Origin of the sequence: Floridaenema flaviceps BLCC-F50, assembly GCF_041929275.2 — a bacterium.
Lineage (GTDB): Bacteria > Cyanobacteriota > Cyanobacteriia > Cyanobacteriales > Aerosakkonemataceae > Floridanema > Floridanema flaviceps.
In genome coordinates this window covers 2,870,797-2,887,826 of record NZ_JBHFNR020000001.1, presented here as the reverse complement: position 1 = coordinate 2,887,826, position 17,030 = coordinate 2,870,797, and the positions used below count along the sequence as shown (strand labels likewise).

General features: G+C 38.8%; 21 protein-coding genes. 14 read left to right on the top strand and 7 right to left on the bottom strand.

From position 1 onward, the window contains the following. Nucleotides 1-21 precede the first annotated feature (21 nt). The 8 genes from ACE1CI_RS13910 to ACE1CI_RS13875 all read left to right on the top strand — a co-directional run bounded on the left by ACE1CI_RS13910 (nt 22) and on the right by ACE1CI_RS13875 (nt 8,229). A complete protein-coding gene (locus ACE1CI_RS13910) occupies nt 22-633 on the top strand; it encodes a D-glycero-alpha-D-manno-heptose-1,7-bisphosphate 7-phosphatase (RefSeq protein ID WP_413262703.1) in 612 nt (203 codons plus the stop codon). Continuing rightward, nucleotides 611-1,624, top strand: a complete 1,014-nt coding sequence (locus ACE1CI_RS13905) for a bifunctional heptose 7-phosphate kinase/heptose 1-phosphate adenyltransferase (RefSeq protein ID WP_413262702.1) — start codon at nt 611-613, stop codon at nt 1,622-1,624. Before ACE1CI_RS13910 ends, ACE1CI_RS13905 begins: the two co-directional genes overlap by 23 nt. Then, a complete protein-coding gene (waaF, locus tag ACE1CI_RS13900) occupies nt 1,621-2,811 on the top strand; it encodes a lipopolysaccharide heptosyltransferase II (RefSeq protein ID WP_413262701.1) in 1,191 nt (396 codons plus the stop codon). Before ACE1CI_RS13905 ends, waaF begins: the two co-directional genes overlap by 4 nt. Next, nucleotides 2,808-3,914 (top strand): glycosyltransferase family 9 protein, encoded by a 1,107-nt coding sequence (locus tag ACE1CI_RS13895; RefSeq protein WP_413262700.1) that lies wholly within the window; start codon nt 2,808-2,810, stop codon nt 3,912-3,914. The genes waaF and ACE1CI_RS13895 overlap by 4 nt, the downstream gene beginning before the upstream one ends. Then, nucleotides 3,902-5,617, top strand: coding sequence for a carbamoyltransferase family protein (locus tag ACE1CI_RS13890; protein WP_413262699.1), 1,716 nt, complete (start codon nt 3,902-3,904; stop codon nt 5,615-5,617). The genes ACE1CI_RS13895 and ACE1CI_RS13890 overlap by 13 nt, the downstream gene beginning before the upstream one ends. A gap of 26 nt (nt 5,618-5,643) precedes the next feature. Next, on the top strand, nt 5,644-6,636 hold the full coding sequence (locus ACE1CI_RS13885; protein WP_413262698.1) for a glycosyltransferase family 2 protein: 993 nt from the start codon (nt 5,644-5,646) through the stop codon (nt 6,634-6,636). 62 nt (nt 6,637-6,698) lie between these two features. Next, nucleotides 6,699-7,217, top strand: a complete 519-nt coding sequence (locus tag ACE1CI_RS13880) for a DUF1622 domain-containing protein (protein WP_413262697.1) — start codon at nt 6,699-6,701, stop codon at nt 7,215-7,217. A 13-nt stretch (nt 7,218-7,230) separates the two neighbouring features. Further along, nucleotides 7,231-8,229: a radical SAM protein gene (locus ACE1CI_RS13875; RefSeq protein WP_413262696.1), complete on the top strand. Its 999-nt coding sequence runs from the start codon at nt 7,231-7,233 to the stop codon at nt 8,227-8,229. A 14-nt stretch (nt 8,230-8,243) separates the two neighbouring features. Here the strand turns inward: ACE1CI_RS13875 and ACE1CI_RS13870 are convergent, their stop codons facing one another. After that, a complete protein-coding gene (locus ACE1CI_RS13870; protein WP_413262695.1) occupies nt 8,244-8,438 on the bottom strand; it encodes a hypothetical protein in 195 nt (64 codons plus the stop codon). A 121-nt stretch (nt 8,439-8,559) separates the two neighbouring features. Here ACE1CI_RS13870 and ACE1CI_RS13865 point away from each other — a divergent pair, with 121 nt between their 5' ends. Beyond that, nucleotides 8,560-8,856 carry a type II toxin-antitoxin system Phd/YefM family antitoxin gene (locus ACE1CI_RS13865; RefSeq protein ID WP_413262694.1) on the top strand — a complete coding sequence of 99 codons (297 nt, stop codon included), beginning with the start codon at nt 8,560-8,562 and terminating at the stop codon, nt 8,854-8,856. A gap of 18 nt (nt 8,857-8,874) precedes the next feature. Here the strand turns inward: ACE1CI_RS13865 and ACE1CI_RS13860 are convergent, their stop codons facing one another. Continuing rightward, nucleotides 8,875-9,183, bottom strand: coding sequence for a cyclic di-GMP-binding domain-containing protein, MshE-related (locus ACE1CI_RS13860; protein WP_413262693.1), 309 nt, complete (start codon nt 9,181-9,183; stop codon nt 8,875-8,877). 452 nt (nt 9,184-9,635) lie between these two features. On the opposite strand from ACE1CI_RS13860, the gene ACE1CI_RS13855 reads away from it, so the two are divergent. The 5 genes from ACE1CI_RS13855 (at nt 9,636) to ACE1CI_RS13835 (ending at nt 13,005) form a co-directional block, all read left to right on the top strand. Continuing rightward, nucleotides 9,636-9,788, top strand: a complete 153-nt coding sequence (locus ACE1CI_RS13855; RefSeq protein ID WP_496615460.1) for a hypothetical protein — start codon at nt 9,636-9,638, stop codon at nt 9,786-9,788. Between the two features lie 16 nt (nt 9,789-9,804). Then, nucleotides 9,805-10,413 (top strand): methyltransferase domain-containing protein, encoded by a 609-nt coding sequence (locus tag ACE1CI_RS13850; protein WP_496615459.1) that lies wholly within the window; start codon nt 9,805-9,807, stop codon nt 10,411-10,413. A gap of 19 nt (nt 10,414-10,432) precedes the next feature. Continuing rightward, the gene (locus ACE1CI_RS13845) at nt 10,433-11,275 is read left to right on the top strand and encodes a glycosyltransferase family 2 protein (RefSeq protein ID WP_413262691.1); all 843 of its coding nucleotides are present in this window, start codon (nt 10,433-10,435) and stop codon (nt 11,273-11,275) included. A gap of 241 nt (nt 11,276-11,516) precedes the next feature. Continuing rightward, entirely contained in the window at nt 11,517-11,990 is a 474-nt protein-coding gene (locus ACE1CI_RS13840) for a DoxX family protein (RefSeq protein ID WP_413262690.1), read from the top strand. 463 nt (nt 11,991-12,453) lie between these two features. Next, the gene (locus ACE1CI_RS13835) at nt 12,454-13,005 is read left to right on the top strand and encodes an REP-associated tyrosine transposase (protein WP_413262688.1); all 552 of its coding nucleotides are present in this window, start codon (nt 12,454-12,456) and stop codon (nt 13,003-13,005) included. Between the two features lie 317 nt (nt 13,006-13,322). On the opposite strand, the gene ACE1CI_RS13830 is transcribed toward ACE1CI_RS13835, so the two are convergent. From ACE1CI_RS13830 to ACE1CI_RS13810, 5 genes are all read right to left on the bottom strand, one after another. Next, nucleotides 13,323-13,781, bottom strand: coding sequence for a DUF29 domain-containing protein (locus tag ACE1CI_RS13830; RefSeq protein WP_413268232.1), 459 nt, complete (start codon nt 13,779-13,781; stop codon nt 13,323-13,325). A 127-nt stretch (nt 13,782-13,908) separates the two neighbouring features. Continuing rightward, nucleotides 13,909-15,387 (bottom strand): WD40 domain-containing protein, encoded by a 1,479-nt coding sequence (locus ACE1CI_RS13825; RefSeq protein WP_413268231.1) that lies wholly within the window; start codon nt 15,385-15,387, stop codon nt 13,909-13,911. Between the two features lie 101 nt (nt 15,388-15,488). Next, nucleotides 15,489-15,647, bottom strand: a complete 159-nt coding sequence (locus ACE1CI_RS13820; RefSeq protein WP_496615458.1) for a hypothetical protein — start codon at nt 15,645-15,647, stop codon at nt 15,489-15,491. Nucleotides 15,648-15,780: 133 nt separating this feature from the next. Further along, on the bottom strand, nt 15,781-16,275 hold the full coding sequence (locus ACE1CI_RS13815) for a GAF domain-containing protein (protein WP_413266094.1): 495 nt from the start codon (nt 16,273-16,275) through the stop codon (nt 15,781-15,783). A 199-nt stretch (nt 16,276-16,474) separates the two neighbouring features. Beyond that, nucleotides 16,475-17,029, bottom strand: coding sequence for a general stress protein (locus ACE1CI_RS13810; RefSeq protein WP_413266093.1), 555 nt, complete (start codon nt 17,027-17,029; stop codon nt 16,475-16,477). Nucleotide 17,030 lies beyond the last annotated feature (1 nt).

Genomic DNA, 17,030 nt, shown 5'->3' with positions numbered 1-17,030 from the left:
TGGCGGAGTGTGGTGAGAAAAATGATGAATCGAGCCGTGTTTTTAGATAAAGATGGCACTTTAATTAAAGATGTGCCATATAACGTAAATCCCGATTTAATCGAGTTAAGTTCGGGTGCGGTGGAGGGATTGCGATCGCTCCAAGCAGCAGGTTACAAACTAATAGTAATTTCCAATCAATCTGGGGTAGCTTTAGGTTATTTTACCGAAGAAATGCTGCTACCAGTGCGATTGAAATTAACTCAATTATTAGCAGAATTTGGCGTAAAGCTAACTGCTTTTTACTATTGTCCCCATCATCCAGAGGGAAAAATCCCCGAATACAAAATTAGCTGTTCCTGTCGCAAACCTGAACCTGGTTTAATTTTGCGTGCTGCTAAAGAAAATCACATCGATTTAGCAAATTCTTGGTTTATTGGCGACATTCTTAATGATGTAGAAGCCGGACATCGTGCAGGTTGCCAAAGCATCTTAATAAACAACGGAAATGAAACTGAATGGGTATTTACATCAAGGAGAATGCCCGACTATGTTGCTACCAATATTAACGATGCGGCTAAGAAAATCATCAAAAAAACTTTTGCCTTTCCCCAATCAAAAATGATCAACTATGTCTCTCATCAATGCCTTTAACAAACTAAATGTACTCGTAATTGGTGAGGCTATTCTTGATAGTTACTTAGAAGGATTTTCCGAACGTTTATGTCAAGAAGCACCTGTTCCAATTGTAACTTTAACTCATCGTCAAAATGTTCCGGGCGGTGCTGCTAATACTGCGTTGAATGCGCGTACTCTTGGCGCTAATGTCAGGTTTCTTTCGGTGATTGGTGATGACTTAGAAGGGAAAATTTTGCTGCGGGCTTTATTAGAACATGGTGTTAGCCAAGAATATATTTTGCGCCAAAGATTACGCCGCACTTTAGCAAAGCATCGAGTAATTTCTGCTGGGCAAATATTAGTAAGGTTTGACCAAGGTAGCACTAACGCTATTGATTTAGAAGTTGAACAAAGATTGATTAAAGATTTGCATAAACTATTTCCTCAATCTGATGTAGTGATTATTTCCGATTATGGATATGGAATTTTAACACCTAATTTGATTGAGGCGATCGCAAATCTACAACAAAACTTCCCCAAAACTTTAGTAGTTGACTCAAAAAATCTCGCTGCTTACCGCAAAGTTGGCGTTACCGCAGTCAAACCAAACTATCAAGAAACAATGCGTTTATTAGGAGAAAGTGAATTACCAGAAAACCAAAGCCGCATTTCCTACATTCTGCAAAACAGAAAACAAATTTTAGATATTACAGGTGCCAAAATTGCCGCTGTTACCCTTGATAGTGATGGCGCTTTAATATTTGCACAAGGTAACTCACCTTATCGCACCTTTGCACAACCAATAAATCACGCCAATGTTACAGGTGCAGGCGACACTTTTATCAGCGCATTATCCCTAGCTTTAGCATCAGGTAATGCTGTAAATGTAGCGGCAGAAATAGCATCAATGGCTGCCGCAATTGTTGTTGCTAAACAAGGCACTGCAACCTGTTCTTTTGCCGAATTACAACAGCATTTATCCAGTAACTTAAATAGGATGAAAAAAACTCCTCTGGAGGTAGCATGATTACCGAAAATAACTGGGATACAGCAGAAAATATTCTCTGTGTTAGACTTGATGCGATCGGCGATGTATTAATGACAACTCCCGCTATTCGCGCCTTAAAAGAATCGCTTCCAGGCAGAAAAATTACCCTTTTAACATCGCCATCCGGTAAAGAAATTGCCTCTCTTATCCCCGAAATTAATGATGTAATTGTTTACGATGCACCTTGGATGAAAGCCACTGCATTAAGGGCGAATAGTAGCCCCGAATTTGCAATGGTAGAACGACTGGGAGAAAGTAAATTTGATGCTGCGGTTATCTTCACAGTTTTTAGTCAAAATCCTTTACCTTCAGCTTTTTTATGTTATTTAGCAGATATCCCTTTAAGACTCGCTCATTGTCATGAAAACCCCTATCAATTACTCACAAATTGGGTTTTAGATCCCGAACCATCTAACGGTATTCGCCATGAAGTTCAACGACAAATTGACTTAGTAGCAACTGTTGGTTGTAGCACAAATAATCAGCGAATGTCATTGCAAGTTCCCGAAGCAGCACGTTACCGAATTTTTAATATTTTAAAATCGCTGGATATTGACTTAGAAAAACCTTGGGTAGTGATTCATCCTGGTGCTACTGCTGCATCAAGACGTTATCCACCAGAAGGTTTTGCCGAAGTTGCACGCAGTTTAATTTTAGATAGAAACTTTCAAGTATTGTTAACTGGAACTGAACCTGAAAGGCAGTTAATTGAAAGTATCCAAAAGGCAATTAATGTTACCTCTTATTCCCTTGTAGGCTGTCTTAATTTAACAGAAATGGCAGCATTAATTCAACTCTCAACTTTATTAATTTCTAATAATACTGGCCCGGTTCACATTGCTGCTGCTGTGGGTACTCCGGTTGTTGACCTTTACGCTTTGACTAATCCTCAGCATACACCTTGGGCAGTTCCCAATCGAGTTTTATTTCACGATGTTTCCTGCAAATTTTGTTATAAAAGTGTCTGCCCAGAAGGACATAATAATTGTTTGAAATTAGTGACTCCTGATGAAATTGTGCGTGCTGCTTGGGAACTTTATGAAAATAATAAAACTGGTGTTGAAGAAGTACAAAAAACTTCAGTTACAGCATTAATGAATGGGCAAAACTTCTCTCAATCGCTAGTTACTAATCCTCTAAGTTCTGCTAAAGAAATTTGGAAATGACAGAACCAATGATTTATTATCCATTACCAAACATTTATAAAATTGCTGTTCTTAGGGCTAATGCCTTAGGAGATTTCATTTTTGCTTTACCTGCTTTAAATGCTTTGCGATCGACCTATCCCCAAGCAGAAATTGTCCTGTTAGCTAGAAGTTGGCACAAAGAATTTTTAGCAAATAGACCGGGTGCGATCGACCGTGTAATTGTAATCCCCGAAGGAGGTATTGGTAACGAATCAGAAATCAAACAAGACCCAACTGAGTTAAAAATGTTCTTCGAGGCAATGCAAAAAGAACACTTCGATTTAGCGATTCAATTACATGGTGGCGGACGCAATTCTAACCCCTTTACTTTGCAATTAGGTGCGAAAATGACCATAGGTTTGCGTACCCCAGACGCACCTATTTTAGATCGCTGGATACCTTACATTTACTATCAACCAGAAATCTTACGTTACTTAGAAGTTGTCGCCTTAGTTGGTGCCAAAACTTCCGAATTAGAACCATCTTTAATTGTCACCAAATCCGATTTATTAGAAGCCGAAAAAGTTGTTCCTAAAACTCATAAACCTCTCGTAGCTTTACATCCTGGTGCGGGCGATCCTCGTCGTCGTTGGTCAATAGAAAACTTTGCAATTGTAGGAGATACTTTAGCTGAGGCTGGGGCTGAAATTGTTGTTACCGGAATAGAATCAGAACGAGATATTGTCGAGGGAGTAATTAACAATATGAAAGCCAAAGCAGAAAATCTTTGCGATCGTTTATCCCTTAATGGTTTAACAGGTTTACTATCTCGATGTAGCCTGTTAATTTCCAATGATTCAGGCCCTTTGCACGTTGCAGCAGCAGTAGGTACAGCAACAGTTGGAATTTATTGGTGTGGCAATTTAATTACTGCTGGTCAAATTACTCGCACTCGTCATCGTCCGGCGATTTCTTGGCGTTTAAATTGCCCGATTTGCGGCGTAAATTGCACTACCGAAGCTGCTTGTAAACATCGAGTTTCTTTTGTTGATGAAGTATCAACTGAACAGGTAATTACTTCAGCTTTAGATTTATTAAAAACACCCATTCATTTAAACAAAATTGAATCATGTACACATTAGGAATTAACGCAGTTTATCATGACTCCGCTGCTTGTTTAGTAAAAGATGGACAAGTAATTGCCGCAGCAGAAGAAGAACGTTTTACTCATATCAAACACGCTAAACGCCCCATACCTTTTTCAACTTATGAATTGCCGTTTCATGCAATTAATTATTGTTTGCAAGAAGCGGGAATAGTTCTCACAGAAGTTGACCATATTGCCTACTCTTACGACCCATTTATTTCGCTAGGAAAATACAGTAATGAAACAACGATTACTTTACCTTTAGAACCAAGCGCCCACCCCATACCCGCCGATTGGGAATCAGTTTGGGAACCGCTATTTTTGTCCTATATTGTCAATGCACCCAGGCATTTAGTAGGCGGAGTTCCCCATCATTTAAAAGCTCGGTTTCAAGGCATTTCATTAAATAATTTATCCTGGAATTTTGTCCCTCATCATTTAGCCCATGTAGCTAGTGCTTTTTACCCTTCACCTTATGAAGAATCTGCTGTTTTAACTCTCGATGGAAGAGGAGAAAAAGCCACTACAAACTATGCTGTTGGTAAGGGTAATCAGCTGGAACTTTTAGGGCAAGTAAATATGCCTCATTCTCTGGGAATTCTCTACGAACAAGTTACAGAATATTTGGGTTTTCTCCACTCTTCTGATGAGTACAAAGTAATGGCATTAGCATCTTTTGGTAAACCTAAATATGTAGATTATTTTCGAGAACTAATCGCTTTAAAAACCGATGGTCAATATAGTATTAAACCACCCCAATTAAAAGAGCATTTCGGAACACCACGCCAAAAAGGAGAACCTTTAGAACAATATCATTATGATCTCGCTCATTCCTTACAATTAGTATTAGAAGAAACGGTTTTACAAATTGCTAATTGCTTGCATGAAATTACTAAATCAGATAACCTTTGTATGGCTGGAGGTGTCGCCCTTAATTGTGTGATGAATGCGCGAATCCGCGATCATAGTCCATTCAAAAACATTTGGGTACAACCTGCTGCGGGAGATGCGGGAACTGCTTTAGGTGCAGCCCTTTGGATTGATGCTAAAAAAGGTGGAAATAATCACCGTTCTTACCAAATGAATCATGTTTTCCTTGGCCCTAGTTACAGCGATGATGAAATCGAAAAATTCCTACAATGGTCGAAACTTCCCTATCGTAAATTGACAAACATTGCTGAAGAAACAGCAGAAATTTTAGCACAAAATAAAATTATTGGTTGGTTTCAAGGTCGCATGGAGTTTGGCCCAAGGGCATTAGGAGGACGTTCAATTTTAGCCTCACCAATTGATGCAGAAATGCAAGCAAAATTGAATGAAATTAAAGATAGAGAAGATTTTCGACCCGTTGCACCTGTAGTTTTAGAAGAAGAAGCAGCAAATTGGTTTGCTAATGCAAAAACCTCTCCATTTATGTTGTTTATTTACGATGTTCTGCCCGAAAAAGCTGAGAAAATCCCCGCAGTTCGTCACGTAGATGGTACTGCCAGAATTCAAACTATTAACCGTCAACAAAATTCCCTTTATTATGACTTAATTAAAGCGTTTCAAATGCGAACTGGTGTTCCTGTTTTAGTGAATACTTCTTTTAATACTAGAGGTGAACCAATTGTTTGTTCGCCACGAGATGCGATCGAATGTTTTTGGACATCACCCCTAGATGCTTTAATCATCGGTTCATTTCTGTTAGAAAAGTAGTCAAAATTTCCCTATCAACCAATAAAATGATCCTTGTTTCTGTCGTCATTCCAACTTTTAAACGTCCTGAACTTTTAAATCACTGTTTAGCTGCACTTACTCAGCAAAACTTCGATCGCACTGCCTACGAAATAATTATCGCTGACGATGCCGCAACTGAGGAAACAAAAAGATTAGTTGAATATTGGTTAGAACGCATTGGTTATGTCCCTGGAGAGACGAAAAATACACCTTTATTGCGCTACATTTCAGTAACAGAAAAACATGGCCCTGCGGCGGCGCGAAATGTTGGTTGGCGTGCAGCTTTTGGGGAAATTATTGCTTTTACCGATGATGATTGTATACCCGATTTTAATTGGTTAAAAGCCGGAATTAGTGCTTTTAAAGATGAAATTGTTGGAGTTAGAGGACGAATAATTGTGCCTTTGCCAAACCCGCCAACTGATTATGAATTAAATACTGCTGGTTTAGAAAAAGCGGAATTTGTCACAGCTAATTGTTTTTATCGCCGGGAAGCGATCGCATCCATAAACGGTTTTGACGAACGTTTTACTACAGCTTGGCGTGAAGATAGCGACTTATTTTTTACCCTTTTAAAACAAGGTGGCGAATTTGTTTATGCACCAGATGCGATCGTTGTTCATCCAATTAGACCCGCACCTTGGGGAATTAGTTTAAGTCAGCAACGTAAAAGTATGTTTAACGCTTTGCTTTATAAAAAACATCCCAATTTATATAAAGAAAAACTGTCACCTGTTACACCTTGGCATTATTACTTAATAGTCAATTCTCTTATTATATTTCTCTTAACAAGTTTAACTGAACATCTATATGCCGCTGTTATTGCTTTGATGATATGGTCAATAATGACTGGGCGTTTTTGTATGCAAAGATTACAGCAAACATCTCATACCCCAAAACATATTGCCGAAATGATTTTCACATCCTTACTAATACCCTTTCTCTCGTTATTTTGGCGCATTTTCGGTGCCATTAAATTTCGCGTGTTTTTTCTTTAACTTCACTAATGGGTATTTGATAGTTTATACTTGCTAATGCAAAACTATCATTTCTAAAAAAAATGCAACGAAACTCTTCCCCTAATTCATGGTTGAATATTGTAGTACCATTATCCTTAATTCTAGGTTTAGTTCTATTACTTAACCTCGACATAGAACAACCAACAAAAGAACCTGTAGCAGTAAATCCTATTGAAATTTGGGTCAATCCAATAGTTAGTTACTTAGCTGTTGGTGCGGAAATATCTGCCGCAGCAATTATTGGATTTGGAGTTTTTCGCAGTGTTTTTGCTTATATTGGCACTTTATTTTCCCGTTCAAAAAAACGCTTGGACAGCACTGAATCCATTAGATTGCGATTAGGTCGCACCCTAGTTTTAGGACTAGAATTTACCGTAGCAGCTGACATTTTGCGTACAGTTGTTGCTCCCACTAGACCAGATATTTTAAACTTAGCTACCATTGTTTTTTTGCGAACTTTACTTAACTACTTTTTAGAACAAGAAATTCAGCAAGTAGAACAACGCCGTCAATCAAGTACAGAAGATAATGAACCTCTCAATAAATCAATAGATATTTAATTAGGTGAAAACTATGCAACTACCTACTTATTTACAAATTGAACCCGTTGGACAATGTAATTTACGCTGTCAAATGTGTGCAATTCAATTTCGTAAAGATGGCCCTCCTTTTGGCCCACCAGCTTTCATGATATTTGAGGTTTTTACTCAGATTATTGACCAATTTAATACATTACAAGAATTGCATCTTCAAGGTTTAGGTGAACCGATGATGCACCCCCAATTTTTTGATATGGTTACTTACGCTGCTAACAAAGGAATTCGGGTAACAACTAACTCTAATTTGACGCTTTTAAATCAAAAACGTGCTGAACAATGTGTTACTAGCGGTCTCGATCGCCTCCATATTTCCATTGATGGTGCGATCGCAGAAACCTATAACAAAATTCGCGTAGGTTCCAATTTTGAACAGGTAGTTAAGAACTTAGAATTAGTCTTAGAAAAGCGGCAAAAACTTGCTAGTAAAACTCCCCATATTCACCTAGTAATGGTAATCATGCGGCAAAACTTACATGAATTACCAGATTTAGTGAAGTTAGCACATAAATGGTCAGTAGAACAGTTTTTTGTGCAGCACTTATGTCATGATTTCGGCGAGTCAAGTTTACCAGCTAATTATCAACCAATGCGAGATTTTGTCCAGTCACAAACGTTACTGGAAGAAGATAGCCAAAGAGTAGAATATTACTTTAATGAAGCCCGAACTTTAGCGCAAAACTTGGGTGTAAATTTACGTTTACCTCGAACAAAACCACGCTTGCATCCACCTGGAACACCTGGACAAAAAAGATGTGATTGGCCTTGGAGAGGTGCTTATATTAGTTATCAGGGTTATGCCATGCCTTGTTGTATGGTTTCAACACCCGATCGCATAAATTTTGGCAACATAATAGAACAAGGAGTTGATAACACTTGGAACGGCAAAGATTACGAGTCATTTCGAGATAAATTAGCTTCAGATGAACCACCAGAGATTTGTCGTTCTTGTTCCATTTATTCAGGTACGTTTTGATAAAAATTTTTCTTTTACAAATCTTGCCATGCTGCATCCTCTTCAGGTGTTAACCAATCTTTTTGCAGATAAATTTCACCCAAAAAGGTGGTTTCTAACTTTTCTTGTTGATATTTCGCTTTAATAAACTGGAGAAAATCCAAAACTTCATCTAAAAGAAAGTCAGGCATATTTTCAACTTCCTGAATAATTAAGTCTTTTGCACTCATCACTCTTTACTGAATTAGATTTAGAAATATTTTAAGCTGAATTTAGTACATCTTGACAAATCTGTTTAAATATAGCAACATGAAAATAACATTTTATTTCATGTTTTATGGAACGAACTGAATGATTAATCTCAAAGATATTCGATCGCTAACCGAATTTCAGCGCAATACCAAAGAGTACCTCAAGCATATTAAGGAAACTCAAAAACCCCTTGTACTGACAGTTAATGGTAAAGCTGAGGTTGTTGTGCAGGATGCTGACGCATATCAAAAGCTTTTAGAACGTCTTGAATATGCTGAATCAGTCGCAGCAATACGCAAGGGAATAGAAGAATTTGAAAGCGGAAAAGGGCGACCTGCACGAGAAGCTTTAGAGGAACTACGGGCAAAACATGACATCGGCTTTTTAGCTAATTAAGCTTGAGTACTTCTAAAATTAAATTACCCAATATCCATTCCTGCGCCAATATTGTTCTTTCAAAGCTTGCTCTAACTGTTGATGAGAAATTAGCTTTTGCTCAAGTAACAATTCACCTAATTTTTTCTCACAACGAAATTGAATAGTCAAGACGGATTCTAACTGTGCTTGGGAAATAATTTTTTTATTGACTAAGATCCAACCTAGTTTGACTGAATGAACGATACTGCTAACGCAACGCTTCGCGACCGCACTTTTCACAGGAGAAGTAGGTTGTTTTTTGGGTACATTTGTTTCAGTAGTTAGAGTATAGTTAATCACCATCATCTAATTCCTTAACTTTTTTTAGTTATTATCTACCTAATTCCTTGCTCCGTTATAGTTCTGAGAGCAAGTTCGCTATGCACCCAACAGCTTTAATTGCGCGGACAAAATGGCTCAAAAGCATTAACTATTTGACTCCATAACGCCTATTGATTACTACGAGGGCGGACTTCAGTTTTCCGAATACTTCCACGCCAAACAGAAGAGATGAACTTTACGGACTTACACAAATATTGAGTAAAAATACTTTAAACCCATTTGATATCTTAATGAGGTTTTGAATTGCAATTGGGTACTGAACACTGATAATCATCACAAAGAATTAGATCGTTTCCCTGTAAAGCTGCTATAACTAATGCAAGCTTCACTTCACTTGAATTAAATTTGAAAGAAGAAATACTGGCAAAACATAACATTTCTGGTTGAAGTTTCACGAGATAATTTTTAATTTAAATATGACCTCTTCTCCCCTTCACTTAGACACCGCAACTTTCCGCAAATTACTACAATTACAAGGGCCATCATTAGGTTTTATGGCGGGCGGCAGAAATAGCAGTTTTACGGCAACAAAAATACGATCGCCCTATCCTAGACTTAGGTTGCGGTGATGGTTTAGTAACCTCAATGGTATTGCCACAAGTTGAAATCGGAATTGATCCTAACGAAACCGCATTAATTCAAGCAGAAAGTCGAAAAATATACGATCGCCTAATCCCCCTCCCTTTAGAAAAAGCAAATATTCCTGATGCCAGTATCAGCACAATTATTAGTAACTCCGTATTAGAACACATACCCGAATTAGATCTCATCCTTCAGACAGTTGCCCGCATCTTAAAACCAGGTGGAAAATTAATTTTAACCACACCCACAGAAGCCTTCAGCCAATGGCTTGCCCTACCCATTAAACCCTACTCCAATTGGCGCAACCGTCAACTACAACACCTAAATTTATGGTCTGTAGAAACCTGGACAAACCAATTAGAAAAAGTAGGTTTAAAAGTGGAAATAGTCCAACCAATTTTAAATCGGGAATTAGTTAGTATTTGGGATGGTTTAGAACTTTTGCAGCAAATTTGGATTGCTAAAAAACGGGTTTTTGGAGTTGTTTGGCGACGCATTCCATTATCTGCGATCGATCAAATGGCAGAGTGGTTTTCTCACTTAGATCTTGCCACCTCTACAATTGGTGGAGGTCGTTTAATTGTAGCCAGAAAGATTGATATTAACCTTTGAATTTCCCAATCTCTGAATCATGGCAACTGTCGATATTCTGCTTCCAACTTGTAACCGCTTAGAATCCCTAATTTTTACCTTATCCGGTATTGCATCGCAAACATTAACAGATATTCATGTAATTATTGCCGATCAAAGTTTCCAAACTGTTGAAAATTCACCATTAGTTAAAACCTTATTGCGCCTAATAGAAAATAGAGGCGGTTCTGTAGAATATCATTATCGCTTTCCTTCCCAAGGAATTACCGAACAACGCGATTTTTTGCTCGATCGCGCCACTGCTGACAGCGTTTTATATCTCGACGATGATGTATTTATGGAACCTTGGGTAGTCGAGCAACTTTGGCAAACTTTGAAAGCTCAAAAATGCGGTTTTGTTGGCGCTTTTCCCACTGGGTTATCTTATCGTGAAGATGTGCGTCCTCAACAACAAATCATTGAATTTTGGGAAGGTTTCGTACAGCCAGAAATTGTTAATCCCGGTTCTGCACAATGGGAAAGATGGCAGTTACATCGGGCAGCAAATTTATATCATGTTAGTCAGACTTTACCAGCAGGAGAAACTCGGCTTTATAAAGTCGCTTGGATTGCTTCTTGCATTCTTTATGATAGAGAAAAACTTTTAGAAATTGGCGGTTTTTCCTTTTGGACAAAGTTGCCAAGATACCATTCGGGAGAAGAAGTATTAGTGCAGAATATTTTAATGCGAAAATGGGGCGGATGTGCCATTATTCCTTCTGGAACCTATCACGCAGAAGTACCATCAACAGTACTTAATCATCAGGGAACAGTTGACGGACACGCTTTAGATCTGTTACCCGAAATGATTGAAAAATATGCCCCACAAACTATTCTTGTATGAAACGTAGGGTGCGTTAGCGCAGCGTAACGCACCATCTCGGTAGGAAGCGGTGCGTTAGCGCAGCGTAACGCACCATCTCGGTAGGAAGCGGTGCGTTAGCGCAGCGTAACGCACCATCTCGGTAGGAAGCGGTGCGTTACGCTATCGCTAACGCACCCTACTCTACTAGAAACTAGCCGCAGGTAGAACAAAGTTCCCATTTTCTATTGCTATGTTTTGGGTAAACGATTTCCCAAAACTGATGAATCAATCTAGTAAAAAATCCCCTTGGCAGAAAGAATTCCTGCGCGTTTTCCTAGCTATATCGATGTTAGTGGCAGGCATTACCCACTTTGTTAGACCCGAACAATATGCTCGCATAGTACCTCCTCAATTGCCTTATCCATTTGAGTTGGTTTATATCAGTGGTTTTTTTGAAATTTTAGGTGGAATTGGGTTATTAATTCCGCTCGTTAGTGTAGCCGCAGCTTGGGGATTAATTGCACTGTTTATTGCCGTGTTTCCTGCTAATATCAATATGACTTTGAATAATATTGCGATCGATGGCATTCCCCATAATCAAGCATTTTATTGGGCTAGACTTCCCTTCCAAGCTGTTTTGATTGCCTGGGCTTGGTGGTACACGAAAAAACCGGAGCAACAACCGGGAGCTAAACAAGTTATCAAGCAAACTGGAACATTAATAAGTGAAGTAGCAACAACCAAAGATAGCTAGATTATGCGTAGGGTGCGTTACGCTGCGCTAACGCACCATCTCTGTAGGAAGCGCTGCGTGAAACGATCGCTTTTCGGAAATGCCACTGGCTATACGCATCATACGCTACCGATCGCATCTACCATTGCACCATCTCCATCGGAAGCGCTGCGTGAAACGATCGCTTTTCGGAAATACCACTGGCTATACGCATCATACGCTACCGATCGCATCTACCATTGCACCATCTCCATCGGAAGCGCTGCGTGAAACGATCGCTTTTCGGAAATGCCACTGGCTATAGGCATCATACGCTACCCATCGCATCTACCATTGCACCATCTCCATCGGAAGCGCTGCGTTACGCTACCGCTAACGCACCCTACGCCTACGCCAAATTTAATGCGTCAATTTAGTAAATCGGTAACGTCTGATTTCCAAAATTACTTTATATTATTGATCGATCGCTAAATAACCCAACCCAATGCCTAATTATAAACGACTTACGATCGCAAATGGTACTTACTTTTTCACCCAAGTAACTTATCAGCGGCGTAACTGGTTATGTAGTGAAATTGCACGTCAAACATTACGAACAGCTATCAATAATGTACGGCAAAAATATCCTTTTATTATAGATGCTTTAGTTTTATTACCCAATCACATTCACTGTATTTGGACACTACCATCTGGCGACAGTGATTATGCAACTCGTTGGCGACTGATTAAAACCTTTGTTACTAAACATTGTGCCAAAGAACTAGAAATTGATAGCGAAATCAGCAACTCTCGGCAAAAACGGCAAGAAGGAAACCTTTGGCAACGTAGGTTTTGGGAACATTTGATCCGAGATGATCTAGATTTTGCTAACCATTGCGATTATATACATTACAATCCTGTTAAACATGGTTTATGCAAAGCAGTAAAAGAATGGCCTTATTCCAGTTTTCATCGCTTTGTTGCTGATAGTATTTATTCAGAAGATTGGGGAGTAGACATAATACCAGATATTCCCAATGATGTTGGATATGAATAATATCTGTATAATTCCGTAGGGTGCGTTAGCGCAGCGTAACGCACCGTCTCCATAGAAAGTTGTGTGTTTGCAATCGCTTTTCTTAAATACCGTAGCCTATACGCACTCCATGATTAGCTTGGTAATTTGCACAAGCGGTGCGTTACGCTGTCGCTAACGCACCCTACACTAAATTTAACTGTTCACAATGCTTTCTTCGATCGCAACTTTTACAAATGTATATAGCTAGATTATGCGTAGGGTGCGTTAGCGCAGCGTAACGCACCACCTCCATAGAAAGTTTTGTGTTTACAATCGCTTTTCATAAATCCCACAGGCTATTCTGGGAAGAAATTATTGTCTAGTACTTGCTCTAAAAGGTAGGAACATTCTTCGGGAAAGTTTTCATAGTCGAGAGAAGTTTCTCTAACAGCTAAGTCTAAACCATCTTTATAAGCGTTTTCCAAAGCTTCAGGTATAAAGGGTTTTAAGCTAAGACTTTCTTTAAGTAGTCTGAGAATTCGACGGCGCTGTTCTCTGATTGTGGCAACCCAACTTTTCGATCGGTTCTCAGGTTGAAATTCCCACTTTAATAAATGTCCTAGCAAAACTCCTAAGCGATTTTCTAATTCTTGTCTCTCGCGCCTACCCAAAGATTCAATTTCCTCCACCAAATTTGGAATGTCTAAGCAATCCCACTTTCCCTCTTGAAGTAACTTTGCTTGTTCCTGAGTCCATCCATAAAAATCTAGGTAGTACAGCATAGAGGGTTGGTCAGTTACGCAAAAATTTTCCATTGCCGATCGCCTCTAAACAACTGCTCAACGTTTCTCAAAGTATCTAACAGATGACAATAAATATTATACAAACTGTCTGTTAAATACATTAACTTATAATTTGCGTTAGTAAATTTGACATCACCTATTAATTACACCGCCAAACTTTAATAGTTTTGTCATTGCTACCACTCACAATAGTTTTACCATCTCTACTAATAGCAACAGAATAAACTGCTCCTGAATGTCCCGTGAGAGTACAAATTTCTTTACCACTACTTAACTCCCATAGTTTGATAGTTTTGTCATCACTACCGCTAATTAGAGTCTTTCCATCGGGGCTGATAACAACAGAATAAACTCTACCTGAATGTCCCTTGAGGGTACAGATTTCTTTGCCCGTCGCTGTCTGCAAAAGTTTAATTTCTTCCGCAGTAGCTATAGCTAATATTTCTCCATCTGGACTGAAAGTTGCAGACAAAACATAGCCGCTTAAAACAGGAATAGAGCGAATTATTTTACCATTATCTATTTGTCTAATTCTGACAGGTTTTTCTAAACCACCGCTAGCAAAAGTTTTTCCATCTAGGCTCATAGCAATTGTTGTAATTTGTCCTGTATGCCCACTAAAACTGGAAATTTCTTTTCCCGTACTTGTTTGCCACAATTTGATAGTTTTATCAGCACTTCCACTCGCTAAAATTTGCCCATCTGGGCTAAATGTAACTGCCGAAACCTTGTCTGAATGTCCCGAAAATAAACTGCCAAGCGTGCGAATTTCTTTTCCCGTTGTTGTTTGCCACAACTTGATCGTTTTATCAGCACTACCACTAGCAAGATTAATTCCATTACGAGTAAAAGCAATGCACAAAACTCGATCTGAATGTCCACTAAGAGTGCGAATTATTTCGCCATTATTGAGTCGCCAAAGTTTAACTGTACCATCAAAGCTGCCGCTAGCAATTGTTCTGCAATCTTGACTAATAGCAACAGAACTAACTGAGTTTAAATGTTTAGCAAAGGTGAATACACATTTCCACAGAGGTTTTGATGATGCGGATGCAGGTGTAGGAGGTGTTTCTGGTTGCGATCGCTCTTTTGCTTCCTTCGCTGTAGCTGAGGAAGAAGTTGGTTTTTTTACTTCTGGAGGCTCGGTTTTTTTCTGTTTTCGATCCAACTCTAACTCTAAAGCTTTGCGAAAGTCAGAAGTTGCTCTGTTATTATATCCTAATTTTTCGCAGACAAGACCACGATATTTATATGCTTCAATATAGTTAGGATTGAGACGAATAGCATTATTAAAACACTCTATAGCTTCCTGATATTTCTCTGCATTTGCATTTGCCACGCCTTCATTGTAAAAAGCTTCTGGTTTAGAACGACTAACTGAATAAACCCCTGTCAAAAAAGTATCGACTAATTCACCAGAATGATAAGACTTTAGCAGTTTGTAAGCTTGATTAAGTTCTTTGATTTTCTCCTCAGCCTCTTTTTTCTTTTCTGGATCATCAATAATCCGATCTGGATGCCAAATTTTAGCTAAATTGCGATAAGCTTGCTTTACTTCCTGCTCCGAAGCATTCTGTTTCAGCCCAAGTATTTCGTAGCATTCATTAATATTATTCATATCAATTTAACCCTGAACATGGCAAAAAACACCTTAACCATCAAGGTGATAAGCTGAATAGCTATCGTCTGTTGATAATTTGATACATCCTATATTTTACATCACTTATTAATCGCACCGCCAAATCTAATCGTTTTGTCATCGCTACCGCTAATTAGCATTTGCCCATCAGGGCTGAAAACTATCGACTTTAAGTAGGTGTAAATAAATAAAGTGATAATAGTTATATGAGGATGGGGCGGGCAGGATGCCCACCCCACAAAAGTTACAGCTTTCTTGTGGGGTGGGCATCCTGCCCGCCTTAGTTTTCACTGAGTAATTCAGCAAAGGCAGTAATCAGTTTTTCATTCATCTGATTGCTATGCTTTTATGGGATGGGCGAGAAATTTATAATTAACTTTCTCTAATTGCTGGAGACATTTCTAAATCTTTGGCTGCTTTTTGCATTACTTCAATATCTGATTCTGTCCAAAAACGGGTTTCTCTACAATGATGGGCAATTAATAATCCCCATAGTTTCTCATTATTTAAAACTGGTACAACTAAGTTAGCACGCACTTTATGTTTACGAAGAAAGTTTCGGTGACATTCACTAATTTCTTCGGTTTCAATGTCAGGAATTGCTCTGATTCTTCCGGTTTCATATTTAGCGGCATATTCACCATTAAAACATTCATCTGGCCCGGTTTCGCCAAAAATCGAAAATTCGCTGGAACTTAAGGATTCAAATGTTACTCTTCCTTCCCATTGGCGCACGAAGTAATACAAAACTACTCGATCGACCTGAAGAAATTCTCTTAATTCATTTGTGGTTTTCTGTACTAATGAGTCGCGAGATAAATTAGTATTGAGACGATTAACTACTCTTTGTAAACCTTGCTCGAACATAATATTTTTTCTAACTCCTCAAATAGTTTAACCATAGATTTAAACTTTCTCGGCTTAATTTTAGCTTAAATAAATTTTGGTTGGCTCAGTTCTAGCTATAATTCTGTACTTTTTACTACGAAAACAGGAGAAAAAGAATGGTTTTTCCCTCCTGCTTAGGTTGCTATTTTCTTTAGGATATCTAATGATTCACTAACTATCAACCATTAGAGGGAGGATAAATTCCCCAATATTCAATATCCTGCTTACTCAAGATGCCTTGAGCGCGATCGATCTCTTCTTCCGAACCATCAATTATTACAAAATAATTACCTGCAAGCAGTCGATCGCTATACACTCTCGCCTGTTCTTCGGGAATGCCTAAATCAATTAGAGATGTTACTAAATTATTATTGGCGACTGTTCCCATTGCCACGCCTCCCAAGGTAGTCAGCAAGGCTACTCCTAAGCTTCCTGCTGCTAAAACGGGACCAATACCAGGCAATGCTAAACCGCTAAGTCCTACTAATAATGTTCCCCATGTGCTACCTGTGGCAAGGTCGGAAACAACTGCTGTAGGAGAATTTACGTTTTGTTCGCCTACGCTATGGGTGGTTTTTGCACCACCTACGCGATCGCCTTTATCCAAATCTTTAGCAATTATAGAAACATTTTCCATTGGAAAGCCGGATTTTTTTAATTCAGTAAGTCCTATTTCTGCTGCTTTTCGGTTAGAAAATACTCCGAAAGCACGAGTTTTAGCGCTAATAGCCATT